The following is a 24,097-nucleotide window of genomic DNA, read 5'->3' as shown; positions in this document are numbered from 1 at the left end:
TGGAATTCCTCTTCAGTCGACCAGGATGATCGCTTCGACTTCGACCGCGGCGTCGAGCGGCAGGGCAGGAACACCAACAGCCGAGCGGGCATGCCGGCCGGCGTCGCCGAGGATCTCGACGAGGAGGTCGGACGCGCCGTTGGCGACCTTGTGCTGCCCGGTAAAGGACGCGTCGCTGGCGACGAAGACGGTGAGCTTGAGGATTTGCCGGATGCGGCTGAGATCGCCGCCCAGTGCCGCCTTCGCCTGCGCCAGGATGTTGACCGCGCAGAGGCGTGCCGCACGCTGGCCGTCCTCAAGCGAAACGCCGGCACCAAGTTTGCCGCTGACAGCCAGGGCGCCGTTCTCGAGCGGCAGCTGGCCCGAGGTCAGCATGAAGTTGCCCTGCAGGGAGTAGGGCACGTAGTTGGCGGCCGGAGCGGCTGCATCCGGAAGGACGATGCCGGCAGCTTCAAGACGGGCGGCGATAGACTGGGTCATGGAATGTCCTCAAACGACGGGTTTGCTGGGCAGCCTGTAAGATGCAGTGCCGATGCTGTAGAGCATCGTGTCGTGTCATGGAACGCGGGATCAGCGGAGCGGATGTCGATAAAGATGGATCAGAACGACCGCCGGCTGGATGAGGCACGCCGCTACCTGCCGCATGCCATGGCGCTCATGGCCGTTGCCGGAGCTTCTATGGCCGCGACGCCTGCCGGCGCGGCCGAGCTTGCGCCGCATCGCGCCGTCTACGAGCTGTCGCTTGCGACCTCGTCCAGCGAGCTCGTCAACGCCCGCGGCCGCATCGCCATGGAGCTGAAGGCGGAGGGCTGCCGCTCCTATGACCTTGACTACCGCTTCGTCGCGCAGTTCCAGCAGGAATCGGAGGTCATCGTCACCGACCAGCAGACAATCGCCAGCGAAAGCCGGTCCGGCGAAAGCTACGACTTCTCGACCAAGACCTTCATCGACGGTTCGCCGGACAAGGAGGTCGCAGGCAAGGCGGTGAACGCCGGCGCGAGCACGCAGGTGATCCTGAAGCAGCCCGCCGCGAAGCAGCTGGATCTGCCGCTCTCGGTCTTTCCCATGCGGCACACGGCCGATCTCGTCGATCGCGCCGAAGCCGGCGAGCGGATCGTCCAAGCCAAACTCTTTGACGGTGACGACGACGCGCAGAAGCTGCTGACGACGACCGCGATCATCCTGCCGATCGATCCTGCGGCCGCGGCGAATGAAGCGTCCACGGAGAAGAGTGAGACGAAGCCTCAGCCGCCGGCCGGTCCGCCGGCCGGTCCGCAGGCGAGCGCTTCAAAGGAGACGGGGTCGCAGGACGCGCCATCAAAAGCGCCCGACACGGCAGACGAGAAGGTGGACAAGAAGAGCGCCGCCTCGCCGGCGCTCACCAAGCTGGCCGGCATGAAGGCATGGTCCGTCAGCGAGGCCTACTACAACAGCGACAGCGATCCGGACGGTCTGCCGATCTTCCAGACCAGCTACACGCTCTATGCCAATGGCGTATCCGACAACCTGACGCTCGACTTCGGCACCTACGCCTTCAAGGGCAGCCTGACGAGCCTCGATCTTCTGGACGCGCCGAGCTGCCGCTAGGTCCCATGCGGCCGCACGCACTGAGTGCCAGCCATAGACATGGCCGGCGCTCAGCCGCTTTGCGCTTTCCGAACGGGCGCTTTCGTCAGCTTGCCGGAGTCGGGTCCGGCGCGGCGACATAGAGCGCCGTGCTCTGTGCGCTGGTCAGGAGCTGGTAGCGCTCGAACTGGGCTAGTACGTCGGCCAGGATGTCCTCCTTGGAAAAGCCCGTGACCTCGTAGCCGCGGCTGCCGTCCGAGAAGACCGTGCGCGCCGACCAGATCTGCGCACGCCGCTGATCGGGGCGCGTTACGTCTGCGGCGGAGAAGGCCATTGCGAGCTGCGGTGCCGGAACGACGCCATAGACGAAGTTGCGCGTCGTCGCCGATGCAATCGTCAGCGTGGCGCTACCCGCTTCGTCTCTTTCGACCTCTGCCGCGACATCCCGCTTCTTCAGCTCGGCCGCGACGGCGAGCAGCGCCGGGTGCACGACGGTATCGATGAACCTTCCGACCTCAGCCCGCGTCGGTTCGTGCAGGATGGCGTTCAGCCGCGCCTGCCACGTCATCTCGCGGCGTGGAATGGCCGGCTGGGCCTGGCGGTGCTCGATCGAGCGCGCGACGTCAGCACGCATGCCGCGCACGAGACCGAAGGCGAGAAGCAGGAGGATGATGGTGAAGGGCAGGGCGCTGATCAGCGTCATCGTCTGCAGGGCCGTCAGTCCACCCGCCAGCAGCAGCAGGGCCGCGACGATCCCCTCCAGCGAACACCAGTAGATGCGCTGCCATAGCGGCGTCTCCGCCGTGCCACCCGAGGCGATGGTGTCGACGACCATGGACCCGGAGTCGGACGACGTAACGAAGAACACCGCGACGAGGAGCACGCCAAGCGCCGAGGTGACAGCCGACCAGGGCAGGTACTCGAAGAATTGGAAGAGCGCGACCGAGATGTCGGCGCTGACGGCCCGCGAGATCGCGCCGGCCGACGAGCCCATGTCGAGCGAGATGGCCGTATTGCCGAAGACCGTCATCCAGAAGAAGGTGAAGGCAGAGGGCACAAAGAGAACGCCGACCACGAACTCCCGAACGGTGCGCCCGCGCGAGATGCGGGCGATGAACATGCCGACGAAGGGCGACCAGGAGATCCACCAGGCCCAGTAGAACAGGGTCCAGTTGCTGATCCAGTCGCGCGGCTCATAGGCATACAGGCGGAAAGTGCGCTCGATGAACTGATCGAGATAGGTGCCGACGTTCTGAACGAAGGCGCGGAAGATGAACTCCGTCGGGCCGACGATCAGCACGAACAGCATCAGGAGCACGGCGAGGATGAGATTGCCTTCCGACAGCCGCCGAATGCCGACGTCGAGCCCCGACACGACGGAGAGTGTCGCAAGGCAGGTCACCACCAGGATGAGGCCGACCTGCACGGCTGCGGTCTGCGGTATGTCGAGCAGGTAGTTCAGGCCCGCGTTGATCTGGAGAACGCCGAGGCCAAGCGACGTGGCGATGCCGAAAAGCGTGCCGCAGATGGCGAAGATATCGACGGCATCGCCGATCGGACCGCGGATGCGCTCGCGGATCAGCGGATAGAAGCCCGAGCGGATCGTCAGCGGCAGGTTGTAGCGGAAGGAGAAGTAGGCGAGCGACAGACCGACGACGGCATAGATCGCCCAGGCATGGATGCCCCAGTGGAAGAAGACGATCGACATTGCCTGACGGGCGGCGTCGAAGCTCCCGGGCTCGGCTTCGGGTGGAACGGAGTAGTGCAGGATGGGCTCGGCGACGGCGTAGAACATCAGGCCAATGCCCATGCCGGCGGCAAACAGCATCGCGAGCCAGGAGAGATAGGAGTAGTCGGGCTCGGAATCATCCGGCCCGAGCTTCAGCCGCCCGTACCGGCTGACCGCTAGAAACAGGACTACGAAGACGAAGATGCCGACGGAAAGCAGATAGAACCAACCGAACGTGTCGAGGACGAACCCTTGTGCCGTGGCGAAGATCCGCTCGGCATCGGCCGGAAACAGCACGCCGATCATAACCAAAGCTATGATGATGGCGCTCGAGAAAAAGAAGACCGGCTTGTTGATCGTCTGCGTCATCGATCGGAGATATCCCGCATTGTTCTGGCGATGCCCGGCAGCGATACTCACCGACAGCCGGCTCCTGATCGCAACTAGTGCAGAACTTCATCTGACAAGAGCGAAAGCGCCGGCCCGCCATTTGCAGGAATGGTGCCGCATCGTTCGGCCTTGTCTCCCCGAAAGCCTCAGCGGAAGGCGATTTGTGGCGTCCGGCCGGGGTCAGCTAAGACGATCCCTGTCATCTCGCGATCCGTGCGGTGACACGTCTAGCTGGCGAGGGAGCTTGCCGCGACCGGCTCGATGGTGTAAGCGCGCCTCCATTCCACACACGGAAGTCGGGATCCGGCGTTCGGCGCAAGTCTGAACGGACGGTCCCTCCGGTGGCGGCCATCCGGCCGCTTCGTTCCGTGGAGGTTCAACCGGTAAAGGACATCACGATGGCTCTGCCAGACTACTCCATGCGCCAGCTTCTCGAAGCCGGCGTCCACTTCGGCCACCAGACCCACCGCTGGAACCCGAAGATGGCGCCCTTCATCTTCGGCGCGCGCAACAACATCCACATCCTCGATCTCGCCCAGACGGTGCCGATGCTGCACCGCGCGCTGCAGGCCGTCAGCGATTGCGTCGCCCGTGGCGGCCGCGTTCTCTTCGTCGGCACCAAGCGCCAGGCGTCCGAGATCGTCGCCGATGCGGCACAGCGTTCGGCCCAGTACTACGTCAACGCCCGCTGGCTCGGCGGCATGCTGACCAACTGGAAGACGATCTCGCATTCGATCCAGCGCCTGCGCAAGCTCGACGAGCTGCTCTCCGGCGAAGCCCAGGGCTTCACCAAGAAGGAGCGCCTGACGCTGCAGCGTGAGCGCGACAAGCTGAACCGCGCGCTCGGCGGCATCCGCGACATGGGCGGCGTGCCGGACATGATCTTCATCATCGACACCAACAAGGAAGCGATCGCGATCGAGGAAGCCAAGCGCCTCCACATCCCGGTCGTCGCGGTGGTCGATTCGAACTGCGATCCCTCGCCGATCGATTACGCGATCCCGGGCAATGACGACGCGGCGCGCGCCATCACGCTCTACTGCGATCTGATCGCCCGCGCCGCGGTCGACGGCATTGCCCGTCAGCAGGGCTCGATGGGCGTCGATATCGGCGCGATGGAGGAGGCTCCGATCGAGCCGGCTCTCGACGAGACTCCGTCCGAGACGACCGAGGCCGCCGGCGACGCCGAGCTGGCCGAAGGTGCGAACGCCGCAGCCTGATATCGGGCCGGAGCGTCTCTCAGCGACGCTCCGGCCATTCCGCCCGGCTGAAGCACGGGCGTCACAGTTCCGGCGCACCCTTCGTTCCTGAAGCCGGTGCGCCCAATCATTTCTGGAGAGGCCAAGATGACGATTACCGCCGCCATGGTGAAGGACCTGCGCGAGAAGACCGGCGCAGGCATGATGGACTGCAAGACCGCTCTCGCCGAGACGAACGGCAACATGGAAGAGGCGGTGGACTGGCTGCGCAAGAAGGGCATCGCCAAGGCTGACAAGAAGTCCGGCCGCACGGCGGCCGAGGGTCTTGTCGCCGTCGCCTCGAACGACACGTCGGCGATTGTGGTCGAGGTGAACTCCGAGACCGACTTTGTCGCCCGTAACGACGCCTTCCAAGCGCTGGTGCGCGACGTCGCGGCTGTCGGCCTGACGACGGACGGCTCGGTCGAGGCGGTCGGCGCCGCGACCTATCCGAACGGTTCGAAGTCCGTGGTCGACACCATCAAGGACGCCGTCGCCACGATCGGCGAGAATATGAGCCTGCGCCGTTCGACGAAGCTTGAGGTCGGCCAGGGCGTCGTGGCCACCTACATCCACAACCAGGTTGCCGAGGGCCTCGGGAAGATGGGCGTGCTCGTCGCCATCGAATCGGCAGGCGACAAGGCCGCGCTGACGCAGTTCGGCCGCCAGGTCGCCATGCATGTCGCTGCGACAAACCCGCTGGCGCTGACGTCAGCTGAGATCGATCCGGTCGTCGCCGAGCGCGAGAAGGCGATCTTCGCGGACCAGGCACGTCAGTCGGGCAAGCCCGACAACATCGTCGAGAAGATGGTCGAAGGTCGGATGCGCAAGTTCTACGAGGAGGTCGTCCTCCTCAGCCAGGCTTTCGTGATCAACCCGGACCTGACGGTCGAGAAGGCGCTGCAGGCGGCCGAGAAGGACTTCGGCGCCCCAGCGAAGATCGTCGCCTTCGTGCGCTTCGCTCTCGGCGAGGGCATCGAGCGCGAAACCAGCGACTTCGCGGCCGAGGTCGCTGCGGCGGCCGGCAAGAAGTAAGCCGGTCCATCAGGACTGTGCAGGCGAGGGCGCCCGTGACAAGCGGGCGCCCTTCCTGTATCGCAAGCCCGCTCAATACGGCGTCATTCAGGCGCTTTCTCTCGCGCCGCGCCGCATCGAGGCGATGTGGCTGCGCTCCGCAGCATCCGCGCCGCTTCCGGCCGCAGCTGCGTCGACAGGTGGTGGAATGACGGCAGCAACCCGGTTCAAGCGCGTTCTCCTCAAGGTCTCGGGCGAGGCGCTGATGGGCCGTCAGGGTTTCGGTATCGACGTCGCCGTCGCCGATCGAATCGCTGCAGACATCGCCGAGGCGCGCGCCCTGGGCACCGAGGTTTCCGTGGTCATCGGCGGCGGCAACATCTTCCGCGGCGTCGGCGTGGCCTCCAAGGGCGGCGACCGCGTGACCGGCGACCACATGGGCATGCTCGCCACGGTCATCAATGCGCTGGCACTGCGCACCTCCCTGACCAAGCTCGGCATCGAGGCCATCGTCCTTTCGGCCATCGCCATGCCGCAGATCTGCGAGAGCTTTTCCCAGCGCGTGGCCCTTGCCCATGCCGAAGCGGGGCGCGTCGTGATCTTTGCCGGCGGCACCGGCAATCCCTTTTTCACGACCGACACCGCGGCGGCGTTGCGCGCGGCGGAGATGGGCGCCTCGGCCCTGTTCAAGGGCACGCAGGTCGACGGCATCTACAGCGAAGATCCCAAGCTGAACCCGCATGCGGAGCGCTTTGAGCAGCTGACGCATGACGAGGTGCTGCAGAGGGGGCTTGCCGTCATGGACGTTGCAGCCGTCGCGCTGGCGCGCGAAAACCATATCCCGATCGTCGTCTTCTCGATCCACGAAGGCGGCGGCTTTGCCAAGATCCTTGCGGGCGGTGGCCGGTCGACCTTCGTGTCCGACTGAGACGCCCGAACGAACGACGACAGGAAGGAGCCGAGATGGCCGACTTTGACTTCAACGGGCTGAAGCGCCGCATGGAAGGCGCGATCTCGAGCTTCAAGAGCGACCTCGCGGGCCTGCGCACCGGACGCGCCTCGGCCAACCTGCTCGATCCCATCGTGGTCTCGGCCTATGGGGCGAGCATGCCCATCAACCAGGTTGCCAACGTCACCGTGCCGGAGCCCCGGATGGTCGCCGTGTCGGTCTGGGACAAGCAGATGGTGGGTGCCGTCGAGCGCGCCATCCGCGAGAGCAATCTCGGCCTCAACCCGATCACGGACGGCACCACGCTGCGCATCCCGCTGCCGGAGCTGAACGAGCAGCGGCGTAAAGAGCTGGTCAAGGTCGCTCATCAGTATGGCGAAAGCGCCCGCGTGGCTGCACGCCATGTGCGACGTGACGGCATGGACACGCTGAAGAAGCTGGAGAAGGATGGCGATCTCGCGCAGGACGACAGCCGCCAGATGTCGGAACGCGTCCAGAAGCTGACGGACGAGACGATTGCCGAGATCGACAGGCTTCTGTCCGCCAAGGAAGGCGAGATCATGCAGGTCTAGGCACGAGACCTGCGGCACCCGATGGTTCTGGAGAACCGTCTGCGGTGTTGATGTGCATGATGTCGTGGGCCCCGCTGGAGGTGCTCCGCGAATTCGATGGGGTCGCGCAAGCGTGCCGTGCCATGTTGGTGGCGGCGCGACGCGGGAGAGGGGCGGATCACGGTGCGGCATCCTGAACATGTGGCCATCATCATGGACGGCAACGGCCGCTGGGCGAAGCAGCGCGGCCTGCCGCGCAGCATGGGCCACAGGCGCGGTGTCGAGGCTGTCCGCGACGCGGTGCGTGCCGCCGGTGAGTTCAAGATCCGCTATCTCACGCTCTTTGCCTTCTCCTCCGAGAACTGGAAGCGCCCGCAGGACGAGGTGGCGGAACTGCTCGGCCTCCTGAAGATCTTCATCCGGCGCGATCTTGCCGATCTGCACAAGGAGAACGTGCGGGTCCGCGTCATCGGCGCGAGGGACAATCTCGCCTCCGATATCCGCTCGCTCTTGGAAGAGGCGGAGAACCTAACCAGGCGCAATGACGGCACGACGCTGGTCATCGCCTTCAACTATGGCGCACGCGATGAAGTCGCGCGGGCTGTGAAGCGCATCGCCGTCAAGCTCGCGGCCGGCGAGCTCACGGCTGACGCCGTGACGGCGGAGGTTCTCGACGAGCATCTCGACACGGCCGGCATTCCCGACCCCGATCTCATCATCCGCACCAGCGGCGAGTTGCGGCTGTCGAACTTCCTCTTGTGGCAGGCGGCCTACTCGGAATTCGTCTTCATCCCCGCCCTGTGGCCGGATTTCGACCGCAAGATCTTCGGCGAGGCACTGGCTGAGTATGCCGCGCGCGAGCGGCGTTATGGCGGCGTTTCCCACGACATCGCTTCGACAGGCTGACGCAGTGAGTGCTGCCGGCGACAAGCCGCAGAAGAGCGCTGCCTGGGGTGATCTGCGCTCGCGCGCGATCTCAGCTGTCGTCCTTGGCCTCCTCGTTCTCGCCCTGACTTTTGCCGGTGGCTGGCCGTTCCGCATCCTGTGCTGCGCTACCGGTGTCATCGTGCTCGACGAGTGGGCCAGGATGACGCGCGCCAAGCGCGCTGGACCGATCTTCGTCTTCGCAAGGCGCTGCCTGTTCGTTGCGCTGGCGCTCTTCCTCCTCGACTTCAGGATCCTGTCGATCGTGGTTGCGGCGGGAGGTTGCCTCTTCATCGCCCTTGTCGATCGCCGCGAGCACAAGGCCGATTGGGTCGTCGGCGGCCTTGCCTATGCCGCGACAGCTGCGCTGGCGCCGGGCATGCTGCGGGGCGATGACGATGCCGGTCTGCTGGCGCTCGGCCTCGTCATCGCCGTGGTCTGGGCCACCGACATCGCGGCCTATTTCAGCGGTCGCACATTCGGCGGGCCGAAGCTCATGCCTGCCGTATCGCCGAAGAAGACGATCTCCGGCGCGGTCGGCGGGCTGGTCGCCGGCGTTGCGGCGGGCTCTGCCGCCTATTGCGCCGTGACGGGCAGGGTGGACCTCTTCATCATTCTTCTGACGGCGGCCCTGTCGGTGCTCGGCCAGGCCGGCGACCTCTTCGAATCCTGGGTGAAGCGCCGCTTCGGGGTCAAGGACTCCGGCCGCATCATCCCGGGGCATGGCGGCCTGATGGACAGAATCGACGCCTTGATCATCGCGCTTGCGGCGGCCTGGCTCGTCGGCGTGACGACGGCCGGGTTCGCCCATCCGGCGCGCGCCATATTCAATCTGTAACCCCGCCGAGGCGGGGCCGCTCTGGCTGCAGCGGCCGCGGGGGCGCTGCGCATTGCTCGCCAGTCCTACTTGATTCACAATGCTTTTGGGCGACCGGCCATGACGATCGTCCGTGCTGCTGACCTGGAAAGACGAAGACGATGGACCTTGGTTTGTGGATGGAGACGCTCTGGGCGAGCGCGCTGATCAAGGTGATCCCGTTCCTCTTCGTGCTGACGGTAATCGTCTTCTTCCACGAACTCGGCCATTTCCTCATCGGGCGCCTGTGCGGCATCAAGGTGCTGGCCTTTTCGATCGGCTTCGGGCCGGAACTCGTTGGCTTCACCGATCGCCGCGGTACCCGATGGAAGCTCTCCGCCGTCCCGCTCGGCGGCTATGTGAAATTCCTGGGCGACGAGAACGCCGCGAGCGTTCCCGACCGCGGCGCTCTGGAAGGCATGAGCGAGGACGACCGCCGGCACGCCTTTCCCGCCAAGAGCGTCGGACGGCGCGCGGCCACCGTCGCGGCCGGGCCGATCGCCAACTTCATCCTCGCCATCGTGATCTTTGCCGGCGTCGCGTATTTCAACGGCCGTGTCGTCGGCGATCCCGTCGTCGCGGAGGTTCGCACGGGGTCGCCTGCGGCTGCAGCGGGCTTCGCCCCGGGCGACCGTGTGGTCGCAGCCGACGGAGAGACGATTGCCTATTTCAGCGATCTGCAGCGCTATGTCTCCACCCGTCCCGGCACGCCGATCCGCGTGACCGTGGAACGCGCTGGCCGGCCCGTGGACCTTACCGTGACGCCGCGCCAGGAAACGCAGACCGACGGCTTTGGCAACAGCTACAGCGTCGCCGTCATCGGCCTCGTCGCCAACAATGACGGCTCGTCCTTCCGCGTCGAAGAGATGTCGGCGCTGCAGTCACTGGACTACGGCGTCTCGCAGACGCTCTTCATCATGGGCCGGACCGTCGCCTTCATCGGCGACCTCTTCGCGGGACGGCAGGGCACCGAGCAGATCGGCGGACCGATCAAGATCGCGCAGGTCTCCAGCCAGGTCGCCACCATCGGCTTCGCAGCGCTCCTCAATCTGGCGGCGCTTCTGTCGATCTCCATCGGCATGCTGAACCTGCTGCCGGTTCCGATGCTCGATGGCGGCCATCTCCTGTTCTACGCGTTGGAGGCGGTCCGCGGTCGGCCGCTGAGCGAGCGGGTTCAGGAGATCGGCTTCAGGATAGGCCTCGCCTTGGTGATGCTGCTCATGGTATTTGCGTTTTGGAACGACCTTTCTGGACTAGTCTGAGTCGACCGAAGGGCGGATCAAAATGGTCCTGGGGCGGATCATCAGGGGGATTTGCTAAGCGTTTACCATGCCGAGGCCCGTCGTGGCCGGCCTGCAACGGTTTTCCGATTCCTCAACTGAATCGGTCCAGTTTGCTTGAACGCGTTAGCAAAGCCGGTAAAAGGCGATCGATGCAGTCTGCCTGGCGCAGTTCTGCATGACGAAATTGGATAAAGGTGGTTGAGGCCTATGAAGCCTGGAACAAGTTTTCTCCGCGCCGCGTCGGCGATTGCCTTGTCCTCGACCGTTCTCGCATCCAGCGTGGTCGCCCAGTTCGCGGTGGTTGCGAATGCAGAGGCGGCGGTCATCAACCGCATTGAGGTGCGCGGTACCCAGCGCATCGACGACTCGACGGTCCGCAACCTGCTTCAGGTCAAGCAGGGCGAGAACGTCACGGACGCACAGATCGATGATGCCGTGCGTCGCTTGTTCGAAACTGGTCTCTTCTCCGATGTGAAGATCAACCAGTCCGGCGGAACGCTGGTGGTGGCGGTCCAGGAGAACCAGATCGTCAACCAGGTGGTCTTCCAGGGCAATTCGAAGATCAAGGACGAGCAGCTGACGGCGGCGGTTCAGACGCAGCCGCGCGCCGCCTACTCGCAGGCGACGGCCGATGCCGACGTCGCAGGAATCAAGGACGCCTATACGCGTATCGGCCGCAGCGATGCTGTGGTTTCGGTACGCACGCTCCCGGTTGAGGGCAATCGCGTCAACGTCGTTTTCGACATCCAGGAAGGCGACCGCACCAAGATCGGCGCGATTACCTTCGTCGGCAACAACGCCTATGGCGACAGCCGACTGAAGCAGGTCATCTCGCTGCGCGAGTCCGGCATCCTCAGCTTCATCCAGCGCGACGACATCTACGATGCCGACCGCCTGCGGGCGGACGAGGAGGCGCTGCGCCGCTTCTACTACAATCACGGATATGCCGATTTCCGCGTCGTTTCCTCGGTTGCCGATCTCGACGAGGCGCAGAACAAGTACGCCATCACCATCACGGTGGATGAGGGCGAGCGCTACACCTTCGGCAACATCTCGATCGACAGTGCCGTTCCGGGCGTCGACACGGCTGCTCTGCAGGGCGAGCTGAAGACGAAGACGGGTGAGGTCTACAGCGCCAAGACCGTAGAGGACACGCTGGTCAATCTGACCAACAGCGTGGCGGAAAAGGGCTTTGCCTTTGCGCAGGTCACGCCGCGCGGCAACCGCGATTTCGCCAGCCGCACGATCTCCATCGACTACGTCATCGACCAGGGTCCGCGGACCTATGTCGAGCGCATTGAAGTGCGCGGCAACACCAAGACCCGTGACTATGTGATCCGTCGCGAGTTCGACGTGTCGGAAGGCGATGCCTTCAACCAGGTGCTGGTGCAGCGCGCCAAGCAGCGCCTGGAGGATCTCGGCTTCTTCACCAAGGTCAGCATCTCGACCGCGCCGGGCTCCGAGCCCGATCGCGTCATCGTCATCGTCGAGGTCGACGAGAAGTCGACCGGCGAGCTGTCGCTCGGCGGCGGTTACACGACTGGTGGCGAGAACGAGGGCCCGGTGGCCGAGATCGGCGTCACCGAGCGCAACTTCCTCGGTCGCGGCCAGTTCGTGAAGGTGTCGGCCGGCTTCGGCTCCAACACCCGCAACTACAATCTGTCGTTCACCGAGCCGTACTTCCTCGGACGTCGTCTGGCGGCTGGCTTCGATATCTATAGGACGGAAAGCACCTCCGGCGATTACGACACGGAGCGCACCGGCGGCGACCTTCGCGTGACCGCGCCGATCACCGAGGATGTGTCCGTTCAGGTCGCCTACAATCTGAAGTCCGAGAAGTTCGGCGACGACAAGGGCGCGGTTGTCAGGGCCGATCTTAACGGCGACGGTATCATCGGTGATGACGAGTACGTTGCAGATCCGGACAATCCGGATGAGGCGCTCCGTAGCACCTGCGACAATCGTGATCCTCTCGGCAACGGGACGACGGCGGCGCCTGCTTACACGGATTCGCCGATCATCAACGAGGCGATCTGCGAAAGCCCCTATATCACTTCGTCCTTCTCCTACGCCTTCACCTACAACACGCTGGACAGCAACAAGGATCCGCGCAACGGCTTCCTCGTCCAGGCGGGTCAGGAGTTCGCCGGCATCGGCGGCGACGCGCAGTATGTGAAGACGACCGGCAAGGCGAACTACTTCCGCCAGCTCAGCGAGGAGTATGACGTGGTTGGCCAGCTGACCGCTGGCGGCGGCAACGTCTTCGGCTTCGGTGACGACCTGCGCGTCTTCGACAACTTCTTCAAGGGTCAGGACATCGTCCGGGGCTTCGACTACAAGGGCATCGGGCCTCGCCAGTACGGTGTTGCGATCGGCGGCGAGAACTACGTCAATGCCTCGGCTGAGGCGACGTTCCCGCTGCCGCTGGTGTCCCGTGACCTCGGCTTCCGCGGCGCCGTCTTCGCCGATGCCGGCTCGCTGTGGGGAACCGACTTCGAAGGGCAGGAAGGCGTCGAGGGCGAGGACTTCGCGCTCCGCGCCTCCGCGGGTGTTGGTCTGATCTGGGCGTCGCCCTTCGGTCCGCTGCGCGTCAACTACGCTTATCCGATCGCGAAGGAAGACTTCGACGAGGAGCAGCAGTTCTCCTTCGGCTTCTCCAGCCGCTTCTAAGAGGAGGGCGGGCGCGCCGACGCGCCTGCCAGCCTGACCATGGTTCATAAGACCTTCTTCGCGAGTGGCGGCGCTGTCGCCCTCGCGGATCTTGCCGTTCGCTGCGAGGCTGAACTCGCGGGCAGCGGTGATCGGCTGATCAGCAGTCTCGCGACGCTCGACGAGGCGGGCGAGGCTGATCTCAGCTTCTTCGACAATCCCCGCTATGCCACAAGCCTCGCGACGACGCGGGCTGGCGCGGTCGTGATCGCGCGCAAGCACCTGAAGCTTCTGCCGGATGGGTTGACGGCGCTGGTGGCCGCCGATCCGCAGCGCAGCTTCGCGATGGCGGGCCACATCCTTTATCCCGGCGCGTTGCGCCCTCAGCCGATCAGCGGCTTCGAGGGCATTTCCAGCCGCGCCGACATTCATCCCTCCGCAGTCCTCGAAGAGGGCGTGACCGTGGAGAGCTTCGCCGTCATCGCTCCGGGTGCTCATATCGGGGCGGGGACGCATATCGGTGCGGGCGCCGCGATCGGGCCGGGCAGCATGATCGGGCGCGACTGCCGGATCGGGCCGCAGGTGACGATCCAGCACTGCCTGATGGGCAATCGCGTCATCGTCCATCCGGGCGTCGCCATCGGGCAGGACGGCTTCGGCTACGCTGCGGGGGCGCGCGGCATTCTGAAGTCGGTGCAGATCGGCCGGGTCATCGTGCAGGATGACGTCGAGATCGGCGCCGGGACCACGATCGACCGGGGCGCGATCCGCGACACGGTGATCGGCGAGGGCACCAAGATCGACAACCAGGTGCAGATCGCCCACAATGTCCGGATCGGGCGCCATTGCATTATCGTTTCGCAGGTCGGCATCGCCGGCAGCGTGACGATTGGCGATGGTGTGCTGGTCGGTGGGAAAGCCGGCTTCAACGGCCATGTCACTGTGGGCGATGGGGCGCAGATCGCCGCCGCCAGCAACGTGGCGGGCGATGTGCCAGCGGGCGCCCGCTGGGGCGGTACGCCGGCGAAACCCGTCCGGGAATGGTTCAGAGAGGTAACCCTGCTCAGCGAACTGGCGAAGGGAAAGTCCTCACAGAGGAAGCACGATGACCGCTGAGACGACGGCGCTGGAAAGCGCTGATATCCTGAAGATCCTGGAACTGCTGCCGCATCGTTATCCGTTCCTGATGGTCGACCGCATCAGGGACATCGATGGCGACCGCAGCGCTGTCGGGATCAAGAACGTCACCGCCAACGAGCCGCATTTCCTCGGCCACTTCCCGTCCGCTCCCGTCATGCCGGGCGTGTTGATCATCGAGGGAATGGCGCAGACGGCGGGCGCGATCTGCACGCTCGCGACAGGCGGCGGCACACCACAGCTCGTCTACTTCATGACGATCGACAATGCGAAGTTCCGCAAGCCGGTGGTTCCTGGGGATCGACTCGAATACCACGTCAAGCAGACGAAGAAGCGCGGCAACATCTGGCGCTTCGACTGTGAAGGGCGTGTCGACGGGCTGAAGGTCGCCGAAGCGACCGTCAGCGCCATGCTGGTGCCGCGCGAAGCTGCCTGAGCCGATGACCGAGTATACTGTTCATGCGTCCTCGATCGTCGAGGACGGCGCATCCATCGGTGCCGGTACGGTGATCGGGCCATTCTGCCACATCGGCCCGCAGGTCACGCTGGGCGCGGGCAGCCGTCTGCGCTCCCATGTGGTGATCGCCGGGAACACGGTAATCGGCGAGAATGCCCAGATCTTCCCGTTCGCTTCGATCGGCCATGACCCGCAGCATCTGAAGTATCGCGGCGAGGACACGCGGCTGGTGATCGGCCGCAACTGCCTCATCCGCGAACATGTGACGATGAACGCCGGCACGGTGCAGGGGCGGTCGGAGACGACGATCGGCGACGACTGCTCGTTCTTCACCGGATCGCATGTCGCGCATGACTGCGTGATCGAGCGCAACGTCACCATGATCAACAACGTCATGCTGGCGGGTCACTGCACGGTCGGCGAATATGCCATCATTGCCGGCGGCTCCGGCATCCACCAGTTCACGCGCATCGGCCACCATGCCTATGTCGGAGGCCTTGCGGCAGTCGAAGGCGACGTCATCCCATTTGGAATGGTGCTCGGCAACCGCGCCTACCTCTCCGGGCTGAACGTCATCGGCATGAAACGCGCGGGCTTCAATCGCGACGCCGTCCGCAATGTGCGCAAGGCTTACCGGATGCTCTTCTCGGACGATCTGACGTTCAAGGAGAACCTCGACGAGGTGCAGGCGGAATTCCCCGAGGATCCGCTGGTGCAGGACCTGCTCGGCTTCGTGCGCTCCGGCGGCGACCGGGCGATCTGCTTCCCCCGCCACTCCCGTCCGGGCTGAGTTCTTTCGATGCAGCCGAGGATCCCCGGCGAACCCCTCGGCATCCTGGCAGGCGGCGGGCGGCTGCCGCATCTCGTTGCTGCCGCGGCGGCCTCACATGGCTGGACGCCCTATATCATCGCTCTCGGCGATGGTCGCAGCGAAGATTGGCAGGGCTTCCATCATCGCGACTATGCATGGGGCCGGGTCGGCAATGCCATTGCGGAAATGAAGGCGAGGGGGATTGTCCGCATGGTCCTGTGCGGCACGATCTCGGTGCGTCCCGACTTTCGATCGATCTTCCCGAGCCTCGCGACGCTCCGGATCCTTCCCGACGTTCTGCGCATCGTGCGGGGCGGCGATGACAGCGTATTGCGGGCCGTCACGCGCTTTCTGGAGAGGCGCGGTTTCGAAGCGCTTGCCGTGCACGATATCGCGCCGGAACTGCTGATGCCGGACGGTCTGTTGACCGGACGTGGTCCGACAGCCGCTGACGAGGCGGCTCTCGAGCGCGCCATGGACGCCGTCCGGTTTCTCGGTCGCCAGGACATCGGGCAGGCCGTGGTCGCATCGGCGGACCGTGTGATCGCGCTCGAGGCGATCGAAGGCACCCGCGCCATGCTGCAGCGCGTTGCGGACCTGCGGCAGGGGGGCAAGATCGGACGTACCGAGCGCTGCGTACTGGTAAAGAGCGTCAAGCCGCAGCAGGATCTGCGCTTCGATCTGCCGAGCATCGGCGCCTCGACGATGGAGGAAGCGGGCAGGGCGGGCCTCACCGGCATCGGACTGAGTGCAGGCCATGCGATCCTCATCGATGCCGATGCCGTTCTTGCCGCCGCCGGTAAGCATGGTCTGTTCCTGACCGGCCTGTCGGCCGAACGTCTGCTGGAGGGGGCATGAAGGTCGCCTTCATCGTCGGCGAGGAATCGGGCGACCGCATCGGCGCCGACCTGATCCGCGGGCTGCGCAGGCTCGATCCCGATCTGGAGGTCACCGGCCTCGGCGGACCGGCGATGCAGGACGAGGGCCTGACCAGCCTCTTCGACATCGGCGAACTGTCGATCATCGGGGTTGGCGCCATCATCGCGCGGCTGCCGCAACTGCTGCGCAGGCTTGCCCAGGCAACGCGGCACGTCATCGCGGAGCGGCCCGATGCGCTGGTCATCATCGACAGCCCGACCTTCTCGCATCGAGTCGCCAAGCGTGTGCGCCAGGCCGCGCCCGAGATTGCCATCGTCAATTACGTGCCGCCGACGGTCTGGGCGTGGCGGCCCGAACGGGCGGCGGCGATGCGGCCCTATGTGGATCATGCTGTCTGCGTCTTTCCCTTCGAGCCGGCCCTGATGGCAAAGCTCGGAGGGCCGCCCTCGACCTATGTCGGTCATCCCCTGATGAGCGAGCCGCATCTTGCGGATCTGATGGCACGCGCGGGCCGAGACGTGCCGCCGCGCCATCCGGCGACACCGCCGACGCTCCTGATCCTGCCGGGTTCGCGCCGCGGCGAGATCGCGCGGCTGCTCGCCGACTTCGGGGCAACGCTGGCATTAGTCAAGCAGCGCGTGCCGGACGTCGAAGCGGTGCTGCCTGCGGTGGAGCGGCTGCGCCCGGCGATCGAAGCGGAAGTTGCGAACTGGCCCGTGAAGCCGCGCCTCGTCAGCGGCGCGGAGGCCAAGTGGCAGGCCTTTGGCGAGGCGGATGCGGCCCTCGCGGCATCGGGAACGGTCTCGCTGGAACTGGCGCTCGCCGGCGTCCCGATGGCGCTGGCCTACAAGCTCGATCCGATCGGTTACCGGTTGCGGCATCTGATCTCGGGATGGACAGCGGCGCTGCCGAACTACATCGCCGGGCACCCGCTGGTGCCGGAGCATTTCCATGAATTCGTCAGGCCGGAGCATCTGGCGCGGCGGCTGGAGCGGCTTCTCGCCGATACGCCGGAGCGTCGCGCGCAGATCGAGGGCTTCGCCGGTATTCGCCGCGCGATGGCGGTGGAGCACAGACCGGGCGACCTAGCGGCGGCCGTCGTCCTGAAGACCGTCAAGGATCGGCGCGCCGGCCGTAGCCGGATATGAAAACGGGCGCCGCAGCGCCCGTCGTCTGATTTGCTTCGTGAGAGCTGAACGAGCCGGCGCTCAGCCGCGCTGGTCGATCGGCACGTAGTCCCGATGGGTTGCGCCGGTATAGAGCTGGCGCGGACGGCCGATGCGCTGCTGCGGATCCTCGATCATCTCCTTCCACTGCGCGATCCAGCCGACCGTGCGGGCGACCGCGAAGAGGACGGTGAACATGGTGGTGGGGAAGCCGAGCGCCTTCAGCGTGATGCCGGAATAGAAGTCGACGTTCGGGTAGAGCTTCTTCTCGACGAAGTAGTCGTCGTTGAGCGCGATGTGCTCCAGCTCCATGGCGACTTCGAGCAGCGGATCGTCCTTGATGCCGAGCTCCTCCAGCACCTCGTGGCAGGTCTGCTGCATGATCTTGGCGCGCGGATCGTAGTTCTTGTAGACGCGATGCCCGAAGCCCATCAGGCGGAACGGGTCGTTCTTGTCCTTGGCGCGGGCGATGAACTCGGGGATGCGGTCCTTGTGGCCGATCTCACCGAGCATGTTGAGCGCCGCTTCGTTGGCGCCGCCATGAGCCGGGCCCCAGAGGCAGGCGATGCCGGCCGCGATGCAGGCGAAGGGATTGGCGCCCGACGAGCCGGCGAGACGCACGGTCGAGGTCGAGGCGTTCTGCTCGTGATCGGCGTGGAGGATGAAGATCCGGTCCATCGCGCGGGCGAGAACCGGGTTGATCTTGTAGGGCTCGCAGGGCACCGCGAAGCACATGTGCAGGAAGTTCTCCGCGTAGGAGAGCTCGTTGCGCGGATACACGAAGGGCTGGCCGATGTGGTACTTGTAGGCCATTGCGCCGAGCGTCGGCGTCTTGGCGATCATCCGGATCGAGGCGACCATGCGCTGGTGCGGATCCGCAATGTCGGTCGAGTCGTGATAGAATGCCGAGAGGGCGCCGACCGAACCGACCATCACCGCCATCGGATGGGCGTCGCGGCGGAAGCCGGAATAGAAGCGCGACATCTGCTCGTGCACCATCGTGTGGTGCGTGACGCGGTGGACGAAGTCGTCCTTCTCGCGTGCCGTCGGCAGCTCGCCATAGAGGAGGAGGTAGCAGGTCTCCAGGAAGTCGCCGCGCTCGGCCAACTGCTCGATGGGATAGCCGCGATGCATCAGAATACCTTCATCGCCATCGATGTAGGTGATCTTGGATTCGCAGGAGGCGGTGGAGGAGAAGCCGGGATCGTAGGTGAAGGCGCCGGTCCGCTTGTAGAGGGAGCTGATGTCCATGACGTCCGGCCCGACCGAGCCGGAGCGCACTTCGAGTTCCGCGGTCTTGCCCCCGAGCATCAACTTTGCCTGGTCCGTCATGCGTTCTCCCTTTCGCAGAAGCTGCGGTGAGTCATGCCGCACCGCACAAGCCGTGGAGAGCGCTTGGTACTCCAAAGCGATAAGCTGAACAAGCTTTGCCCTTGCAGCGCCATAAATAGAGGCACTTGCCTCGTTGCAGCGCCACAAGGGTGGCGCCACTCTTGCGCAGCGGCATCTCGCGCGACCCGTGCCACGTGCAGCGTCGGCCCGCGTGCGGCCGCCTGATCGCGTCAGGCCGCCTGATCGCGCAGCCGCGCCAGCGATTCGTCGCGTCCGAGAACGGCGAGCACGTCGAAGACGCCGGGCGAGGTGCTCTTGCCGGTCAGTGCTGCCCGCAGCGGCTGCGCTGCCTTGCCGAGCTTCAGCCCCTGCTCCTCGGCATAGGAGCGCACCGCGCCCTCAAGATGCTCCACTGTCCAGTCGCTCAACGTCTCGAAGGCGGCAGCAAGGTCGCGGATCACGGCTCGCCCGGCATCGTCGAGAAGGGCTGCCGCCTTTTCGTCGAGCGCCAGCGGCCGCGCCGCAAAGAGATAGGCAGCGCTTTCGCACAGCTCGACCAGCGTCTTCGCGCGCTCCTTCAGACCCGGCATTGCGGCCGTGAGCTTCTCCCGCACTTCAGCATCGGGCCGCGCCTTGAGGATCGCGCCGTTCGGCAGGTGATCACGCTCCACCATCAGCATGGCGACGAGATCGGCATCGTCGGAGGCGCGGATCCAGTGTCCGTTCACCGCCTCCAGCTTGGCATAGTCGAAGCGGGCCGCCCCCTTGTTGACGTCGGTGATGTCGAACCACTGGATGAGGTCCGCCGTCGACATGATCTCGTCGTCGCCATGGCTCCAGCCCAGACGGACGAGGTAGTTGCGCAGAGCCACGGGGAGGTAACCCATCTCGCGATAGGCTTCTACCCCGAGGGCGCCATGCCGCTTGGAGAGCTTGGCGCCGTCCGAGCCGTGGATCAGCGGGATGTGGGCCATGACCGGCACCTCCCAGCCCATCGCCTGGTAGATCAGGGTCTGGCGTCCGGCATTGGTCAGATGGTCGTCACCGCGGATGATGTGGGTGACGCCCATGTCATGGTCGTCGACGACGACCGCGTGCATATAGGTGGGCGTGCCATCGGAGCGCAGCAGCACGAGGTCGTCGAGATCCTTGTTGGGGAAGCGCACCTCGCCTTGCACGAGGTCGTGGACCACCGTCTCGCCTTCCAGCGGCGCCCGCAGGCGGATGACCGGCGCAACGCCTTCCGGCGCCTCGGACGGGTCACGGTCGCGCCAGCGGCCGTCATAGCGGGGCGGGCGCTTTTCTGCCCGAGCCTTCTCGCGCATCTCCTCGAGCTCGGCCTGCGTCGCATAGCAGCGATAGGCCATGCCGCGAGCGAGCATCGCCTCGGCCACTTCGCGATGGCGTGCGGCGCGCGCGAACTGCGAGATCGGCTCGCCGTCCCAGTCGAGGCCCATCCACGTCAGCCCGTCCAGGATGGCGGCCGTTGCGGCGTCGGTGGAGCGCTCGCGGTCGGTATCCTCGATGCGCAGCAGCATCGTGCCGCCGGTGTGCTTGGCATAGAGCCAGTTGAACAGCGCGGTGCGAGCACCGCCAATGTGGAGGAAGCCCGTCGGCGAGGGCGCGAAACGGGTCACGACGCGGTCCGTCATGGCGGCTCCGTGGATCGGGAGTGAAGATTTTCCGAGCCGTGCGGTCGGATCTGGAGCAACATGCGCTCGATGCCGGCTGTGTAGCATAGGGCAGGGCCGAGACAAGCGATGCTCGCGAGCGAAGTGCGTCGTCGTGACGGGGATGACGGGTGAGCGGCGCCGGCGCGATCGTCTACGGCCATCGCAGCCAGCGGCGCTCGCGGCTGCTCGCAAGGCTGCGGCGTCTCGATCGTGCCACCCTCGAGGAGTGGTGGGCCGAGCAGCTTGCCACCGAAGCTGCGGCGCGCTCCGGCTTCTTCCTGATCCCGGGCGGGCTCCTGCTGGGTGCCGTGCTCGTTTATGGCTGCGGCTTCGAACCGCCGCCCATCCTCGGCATTCTCACAGCGGGGCTGTTCGGAGCCGCCGCCATCGCGCTCCGTCACAGCGCCGCACGCGCCGTCCTGATCCTGGTCGGATGTGCCGCGCTCGGCGTCCTGTCTGCGCAGCTGGAACTGGCGCGGACCGCGACCACGATCATCTCCGGCGACGTTACCGCGCGCCTGACCGGTCGTGTCCTCTGGCGCGACAGCGACGAGCGTGGACGGATTCGCTACCGGCTGCGCGTGCTGGCAACAGAGCGGCCGGCACTGAAGCGGCCGCCGCAGGAGGTTCAGATCACCGTTTCCAGCCGCCATGCGCCGGTTGCGGTGGGCGAACTCTATCGGGGGCTGATGCGGCTCGGGCCGCCATCAGGGCCGGCCTATCCCGGCGCCTATGATTTTGCCTTCGCCGCCTACTTTGACGGGCTCGGTGCGCGCGGCTTCGGGCTTGGCCCGCCGGACGTTGCCGCGGCGACCGCGGATGAGCGATCCGACGTCTCCTGGCTGGATGAGCAGCGATTTCGCCTGACCCGGCTGCGCCTGACGATCAGCGACCGCATCCGCAGCGTGATCGGCGGCGGCGAGGGCGGTGTCGCCAGCGCGCTGATCACGGGCGAGCGATCCGGCATTCCCGACGACGTGACGGAGTGGCTGCGCTCCACCGGCCTGTCGCATGTCCTGTCGATCTCGGGCCTGCACATGGCGATCGTCGCAGGCTTTGCCATGCTGGTGCTGCGGGGCATGCTGGCCGCTATCCCCGGCGCGGCGACACGGTTCCCCGTCAAGAAGATCGCGGCGGTCGGCGCGCTTGTCGTTGCCACCTTCTATCTTCTCCTCGCCGGCGACGAGGTCGCGCTGCTGCGCTCCTACATCATGCTGGCGATCATGCTCGTCGCCGTCCTGTTCGACCGCCCCGCGATCACACTGCGCAATGTCGGCATCGCCGCGATCCTGATCCTCGTCACGACACCGCATGCGGCGCTGACGGCGAGTTTCCAGATGTCGTTTTCGGCGACAGCCGCTTTGGTTGGCGTGTTCCGCCTCATTGCCGATCACTGGAACAAGGGGGAGGCCGACGCCAGCCGCTACCGCTCGCGGTTGCGGACGGCCCTCATCTTCTTTGCCGGGCTGGCGGCCTCCTCCCTGATCGCGGGTCTGGCGACCGCCCCCTATGCCGCCTTCCACTTCCAGCGCATTGCGCCCTTCGGCCTCATTGCCAACCTTCTGGCGCTGCCGCTCTTCAGCTTCTGGATCATGCCGCTGGCGTTGATCGCGATGGTCGCCATGCCCCTTGGCCTCGACTGGCTGCCGCTGACGCTGATGGGCTACGGGCTGCGCGCCGTGTTCGCGATCGCCAGGGCGATCCATGAGACGATGCCGGATGCGCCGACGGGGCGGATGAGCGTCGCAGCGCTCCTCCTACTCAGCCTTGCTTTGGTGCTCCTGGCCTTTCTGGCGAGCCGTCTGCGCTGGATCGCCCTGCCCATCGCCGCGCTCGGGCTGCTGCTTGCGCCCGCAGGCCCGCCGCCTGAACTGCTCCTCTTCGAGGACGGCAACGAGATCGCCCTGATCGATGCGAACGGGCAGATGATCCATCGCAAGGATCGACCAAGCCGTTTCGTATCGGAGCAGTGGGAGCGCGCCTTCGCCCCGTCGATCGAGCCTGCTTCCGCGCCGGCCGCATCCACACGGACCGATGAACCGGGCGCCGACGCAGAGGAAGCCTCCGTAAGAGTAGCAGCTGCAGCGGTCCTCGCGGAACATCCGCCTGCCAGAGCGATACGGGACACCCGCAAACCCTCGGCCTTCCGATGTGTGGACGCGGTCTGCCGCGCGACGACACGTGGCGGTCTGCGGATCACCTGGACGGACGACTACGAGAAGACCGACGCTGCCTGCCAAGACGCCGACATCGCCATCGTCGCGCGTGCCATCCGGCAGCGGCGCTGTCCGACGTCGGCACGCCTGGTGACGCTCCGGACATTGCGGCGCAGCGGCTCGCTGGCCATCAGCGCCACCAAGGACAGCCGGAGGCCCAACGTCTCCGTCTCGATACAAGCGCCGCCCAGTGCCTGGAATCGGCATCGGCTCGCGGCTTGGCCGCGGTCCTGGCGCCGCGAGCAGGGTCTGCCTGCTGGACAGACCAACCCTTCATTGCCGCGCGGCGTGAAGCCATCGCTGCAGCATATGCCACGGACTTCCACGGGAGGCACCGTCATCGGCAGGACGAACGAAGCCACCACCAGACCGCAGAGAGACGGCGCTGAAGCTATGCCTGCGGGGCCGGCCGGTCGAGCGGTCACCACCGAGGCGACGCCGGTTTCACCGACGCAGCAAGGGGCCGTGACGCCCGACACTAGCGAGGCGCCCGAAGACCAGGACCTCGACGCGGCAGACGCGCTCGACCTGCGCTGATCAGTAGCGGCGGATCAGCCCCACCAGCTTGCCCTGCACCTTCACTCGGTCGGAGCCGAAGATCCTGGTTTCGTAAGCGGGATTGGCGGCCTCCAGCGCCACGGTGTCGCCACGGCGGCGGAAGCGCTTCAGTGTCGCTTCCTCGTCGTCGACCAAGGCGACGACGATCTCGCCCTGCGTTGCCGTATCCGAGCGGCGGATCACCACGGTGTCGCCGTCAAGGATGCCGGCCTCGATCATCGAGTCGCCCTTGACCTCCAGCGCGTAATGCTCGCCGCCGCCCAGCATATCCGGCGGCACGACGATCGAGTGCGTATTGTTCTGGATCGCCGAGATCGGCACACCCGCCGCGATCCGTCCCATGACCGGTACGCTGAAGCCGGTTTCGTCATTATTGGCCGTGACGGCCGAACGCTTGCCGACACTCTCCGCCGCCGGCTCGCGCGCCGTGCCGCGGCTTCCCTCGATGACGCTCGGGGTGAAGCCGGTCCGCCCCTTGGGTGCGGTCGCCTTCTGGATCGATTCCGGCAGACGCAGCACCTCGAGCGCCCGCGCCCGGTTCGGCAGCCTGCGGATGAAGCCACGTTCCTCGAGCGCGGTGATGAGGCGGTGGATGCCCGACTTGGAGCGCAGCTCCAGAGCATCCTTCATCTCGTCGAAGGACGGGGGCACGCCAGCTTCCTTCAGACGTTCGTTGATGAACATCAGAAGATCATGCTGCTTACGCGTCAGCATCGGGC

Annotated in this window: 20 protein-coding genes; 15 read left to right on the top strand and 5 right to left on the bottom strand. The window is 65.8% G+C overall.

Going from position 1 to position 24,097, the window contains the following annotated elements; all coding sequences use genetic code 11:
• Positions 1-12 precede the first annotated feature (12 nt).
• Positions 13-480, bottom strand: a complete 468-nt coding sequence (locus tag C0R46_RS05245) for a RidA family protein (protein WP_102958470.1) — start codon at positions 478-480, stop codon at positions 13-15.
• Between the two features lie 114 nt (positions 481-594).
• Here C0R46_RS05245 and C0R46_RS05240 point away from each other — a divergent pair, with 114 nt between their 5' ends.
• On the top strand, positions 595-1,587 hold the full coding sequence (locus C0R46_RS05240; RefSeq protein ID WP_198598232.1) for an EipB family protein: 993 nt from the start codon (positions 595-597) through the stop codon (positions 1,585-1,587).
• An 85-nt stretch (positions 1,588-1,672) separates the two neighbouring features.
• Here the strand turns inward: C0R46_RS05240 and C0R46_RS05235 are convergent, their stop codons facing one another.
• A complete protein-coding gene (locus tag C0R46_RS05235; RefSeq protein WP_102958626.1) occupies positions 1,673-3,664 on the bottom strand; it encodes a BCCT family transporter in 1,992 nt (663 codons plus the stop codon).
• A gap of 419 nt (positions 3,665-4,083) precedes the next feature.
• On the opposite strand from C0R46_RS05235, the gene rpsB reads away from it, so the two are divergent.
• The 13 genes from rpsB to lpxB all read left to right on the top strand — a co-directional run bounded on the left by rpsB (position 4,084) and on the right by lpxB (position 17,581).
• Positions 4,084-4,905, top strand: a complete 822-nt coding sequence (gene rpsB / locus C0R46_RS05230; RefSeq protein ID WP_102958468.1) for a 30S ribosomal protein S2 — start codon at positions 4,084-4,086, stop codon at positions 4,903-4,905.
• A gap of 126 nt (positions 4,906-5,031) precedes the next feature.
• Complete coding sequence (gene tsf / locus C0R46_RS05225) at positions 5,032-5,958, top strand: translation elongation factor Ts (protein ID WP_102958467.1); 927 nt, start codon at positions 5,032-5,034, stop codon at positions 5,956-5,958.
• 187 nt (positions 5,959-6,145) lie between these two features.
• Positions 6,146-6,865 carry a UMP kinase gene (pyrH, locus tag C0R46_RS05220; protein ID WP_102958625.1) on the top strand — a complete coding sequence of 240 codons (720 nt, stop codon included), beginning with the start codon at positions 6,146-6,148 and terminating at the stop codon, positions 6,863-6,865.
• A 35-nt stretch (positions 6,866-6,900) separates the two neighbouring features.
• Complete coding sequence (gene frr / locus C0R46_RS05215; RefSeq protein WP_102958466.1) at positions 6,901-7,458, top strand: ribosome recycling factor; 558 nt, start codon at positions 6,901-6,903, stop codon at positions 7,456-7,458.
• 96 nt (positions 7,459-7,554) lie between these two features.
• Positions 7,555-8,343 carry an isoprenyl transferase gene (locus C0R46_RS05210; RefSeq protein ID WP_102958465.1) on the top strand — a complete coding sequence of 263 codons (789 nt, stop codon included), beginning with the start codon at positions 7,555-7,557 and terminating at the stop codon, positions 8,341-8,343.
• A 4-nt stretch (positions 8,344-8,347) separates the two neighbouring features.
• Positions 8,348-9,199, top strand: coding sequence for a phosphatidate cytidylyltransferase (locus C0R46_RS05205; RefSeq protein ID WP_245413407.1), 852 nt, complete (start codon positions 8,348-8,350; stop codon positions 9,197-9,199).
• 140 nt (positions 9,200-9,339) lie between these two features.
• The gene (gene rseP, locus C0R46_RS05200) at positions 9,340-10,479 is read left to right on the top strand and encodes an RIP metalloprotease RseP (RefSeq protein ID WP_102958463.1); all 1,140 of its coding nucleotides are present in this window, start codon (positions 9,340-9,342) and stop codon (positions 10,477-10,479) included.
• A gap of 228 nt (positions 10,480-10,707) precedes the next feature.
• Entirely contained in the window at positions 10,708-13,170 is a 2,463-nt protein-coding gene (bamA, locus tag C0R46_RS05195; protein ID WP_102958462.1) for an outer membrane protein assembly factor BamA, read from the top strand.
• A gap of 39 nt (positions 13,171-13,209) precedes the next feature.
• Positions 13,210-14,265: a UDP-3-O-(3-hydroxymyristoyl)glucosamine N-acyltransferase gene (gene lpxD / locus C0R46_RS05190; protein WP_102958461.1), complete on the top strand. Its 1,056-nt coding sequence runs from the start codon at positions 13,210-13,212 to the stop codon at positions 14,263-14,265.
• Entirely contained in the window at positions 14,255-14,722 is a 468-nt protein-coding gene (fabZ, locus tag C0R46_RS05185; RefSeq protein WP_102958460.1) for a 3-hydroxyacyl-ACP dehydratase FabZ, read from the top strand. Before lpxD ends, fabZ begins: the two co-directional genes overlap by 11 nt.
• Positions 14,723-14,726: 4 nt before the next feature.
• On the top strand, positions 14,727-15,533 hold the full coding sequence (lpxA, locus tag C0R46_RS05180; RefSeq protein ID WP_102958459.1) for an acyl-ACP--UDP-N-acetylglucosamine O-acyltransferase: 807 nt from the start codon (positions 14,727-14,729) through the stop codon (positions 15,531-15,533).
• 9 nt (positions 15,534-15,542) lie between these two features.
• Positions 15,543-16,412: an LpxI family protein gene (locus C0R46_RS05175; RefSeq protein WP_102958458.1), complete on the top strand. Its 870-nt coding sequence runs from the start codon at positions 15,543-15,545 to the stop codon at positions 16,410-16,412.
• Positions 16,409-17,581, top strand: coding sequence for a lipid-A-disaccharide synthase (gene lpxB / locus C0R46_RS05170; RefSeq protein ID WP_102958457.1), 1,173 nt, complete (start codon positions 16,409-16,411; stop codon positions 17,579-17,581). Before C0R46_RS05175 ends, lpxB begins: the two co-directional genes overlap by 4 nt.
• 60 nt (positions 17,582-17,641) lie before the next feature.
• On the opposite strand, the gene gltA is transcribed toward lpxB, so the two are convergent.
• Together gltA and gltX are read right to left on the bottom strand one after the other, a co-directional pair.
• Positions 17,642-18,931 (bottom strand): citrate synthase, encoded by a 1,290-nt coding sequence (gene gltA / locus C0R46_RS05165; RefSeq protein ID WP_102958456.1) that lies wholly within the window; start codon positions 18,929-18,931, stop codon positions 17,642-17,644.
• 230 nt (positions 18,932-19,161) lie between these two features.
• Positions 19,162-20,583: a glutamate--tRNA ligase gene (gene gltX, locus C0R46_RS05160; RefSeq protein ID WP_102958455.1), complete on the bottom strand. Its 1,422-nt coding sequence runs from the start codon at positions 20,581-20,583 to the stop codon at positions 19,162-19,164.
• Between the two features lie 149 nt (positions 20,584-20,732).
• On the opposite strand from gltX, the gene C0R46_RS05155 reads away from it, so the two are divergent.
• A complete protein-coding gene (locus C0R46_RS05155; protein WP_102958454.1) occupies positions 20,733-23,357 on the top strand; it encodes a ComEC/Rec2 family competence protein in 2,625 nt (874 codons plus the stop codon).
• Here the strand turns inward: C0R46_RS05155 and lexA are convergent, their stop codons facing one another.
• Positions 23,358-24,092: a transcriptional repressor LexA gene (gene lexA / locus C0R46_RS05150; RefSeq protein ID WP_102958453.1), complete on the bottom strand. Its 735-nt coding sequence runs from the start codon at positions 24,090-24,092 to the stop codon at positions 23,358-23,360.
• Positions 24,093-24,097 lie beyond the last annotated feature (5 nt).

Source organism: Mangrovicella endophytica (assembly GCF_002893625.1).
Taxonomy (GTDB): Bacteria; Pseudomonadota; Alphaproteobacteria; order Rhizobiales; family Rhizobiaceae; genus Mangrovicella; species Mangrovicella endophytica.
Note: the sequence above shows the minus strand (reverse complement) of the source record. Positions and strands in the feature narration are given on the sequence as shown.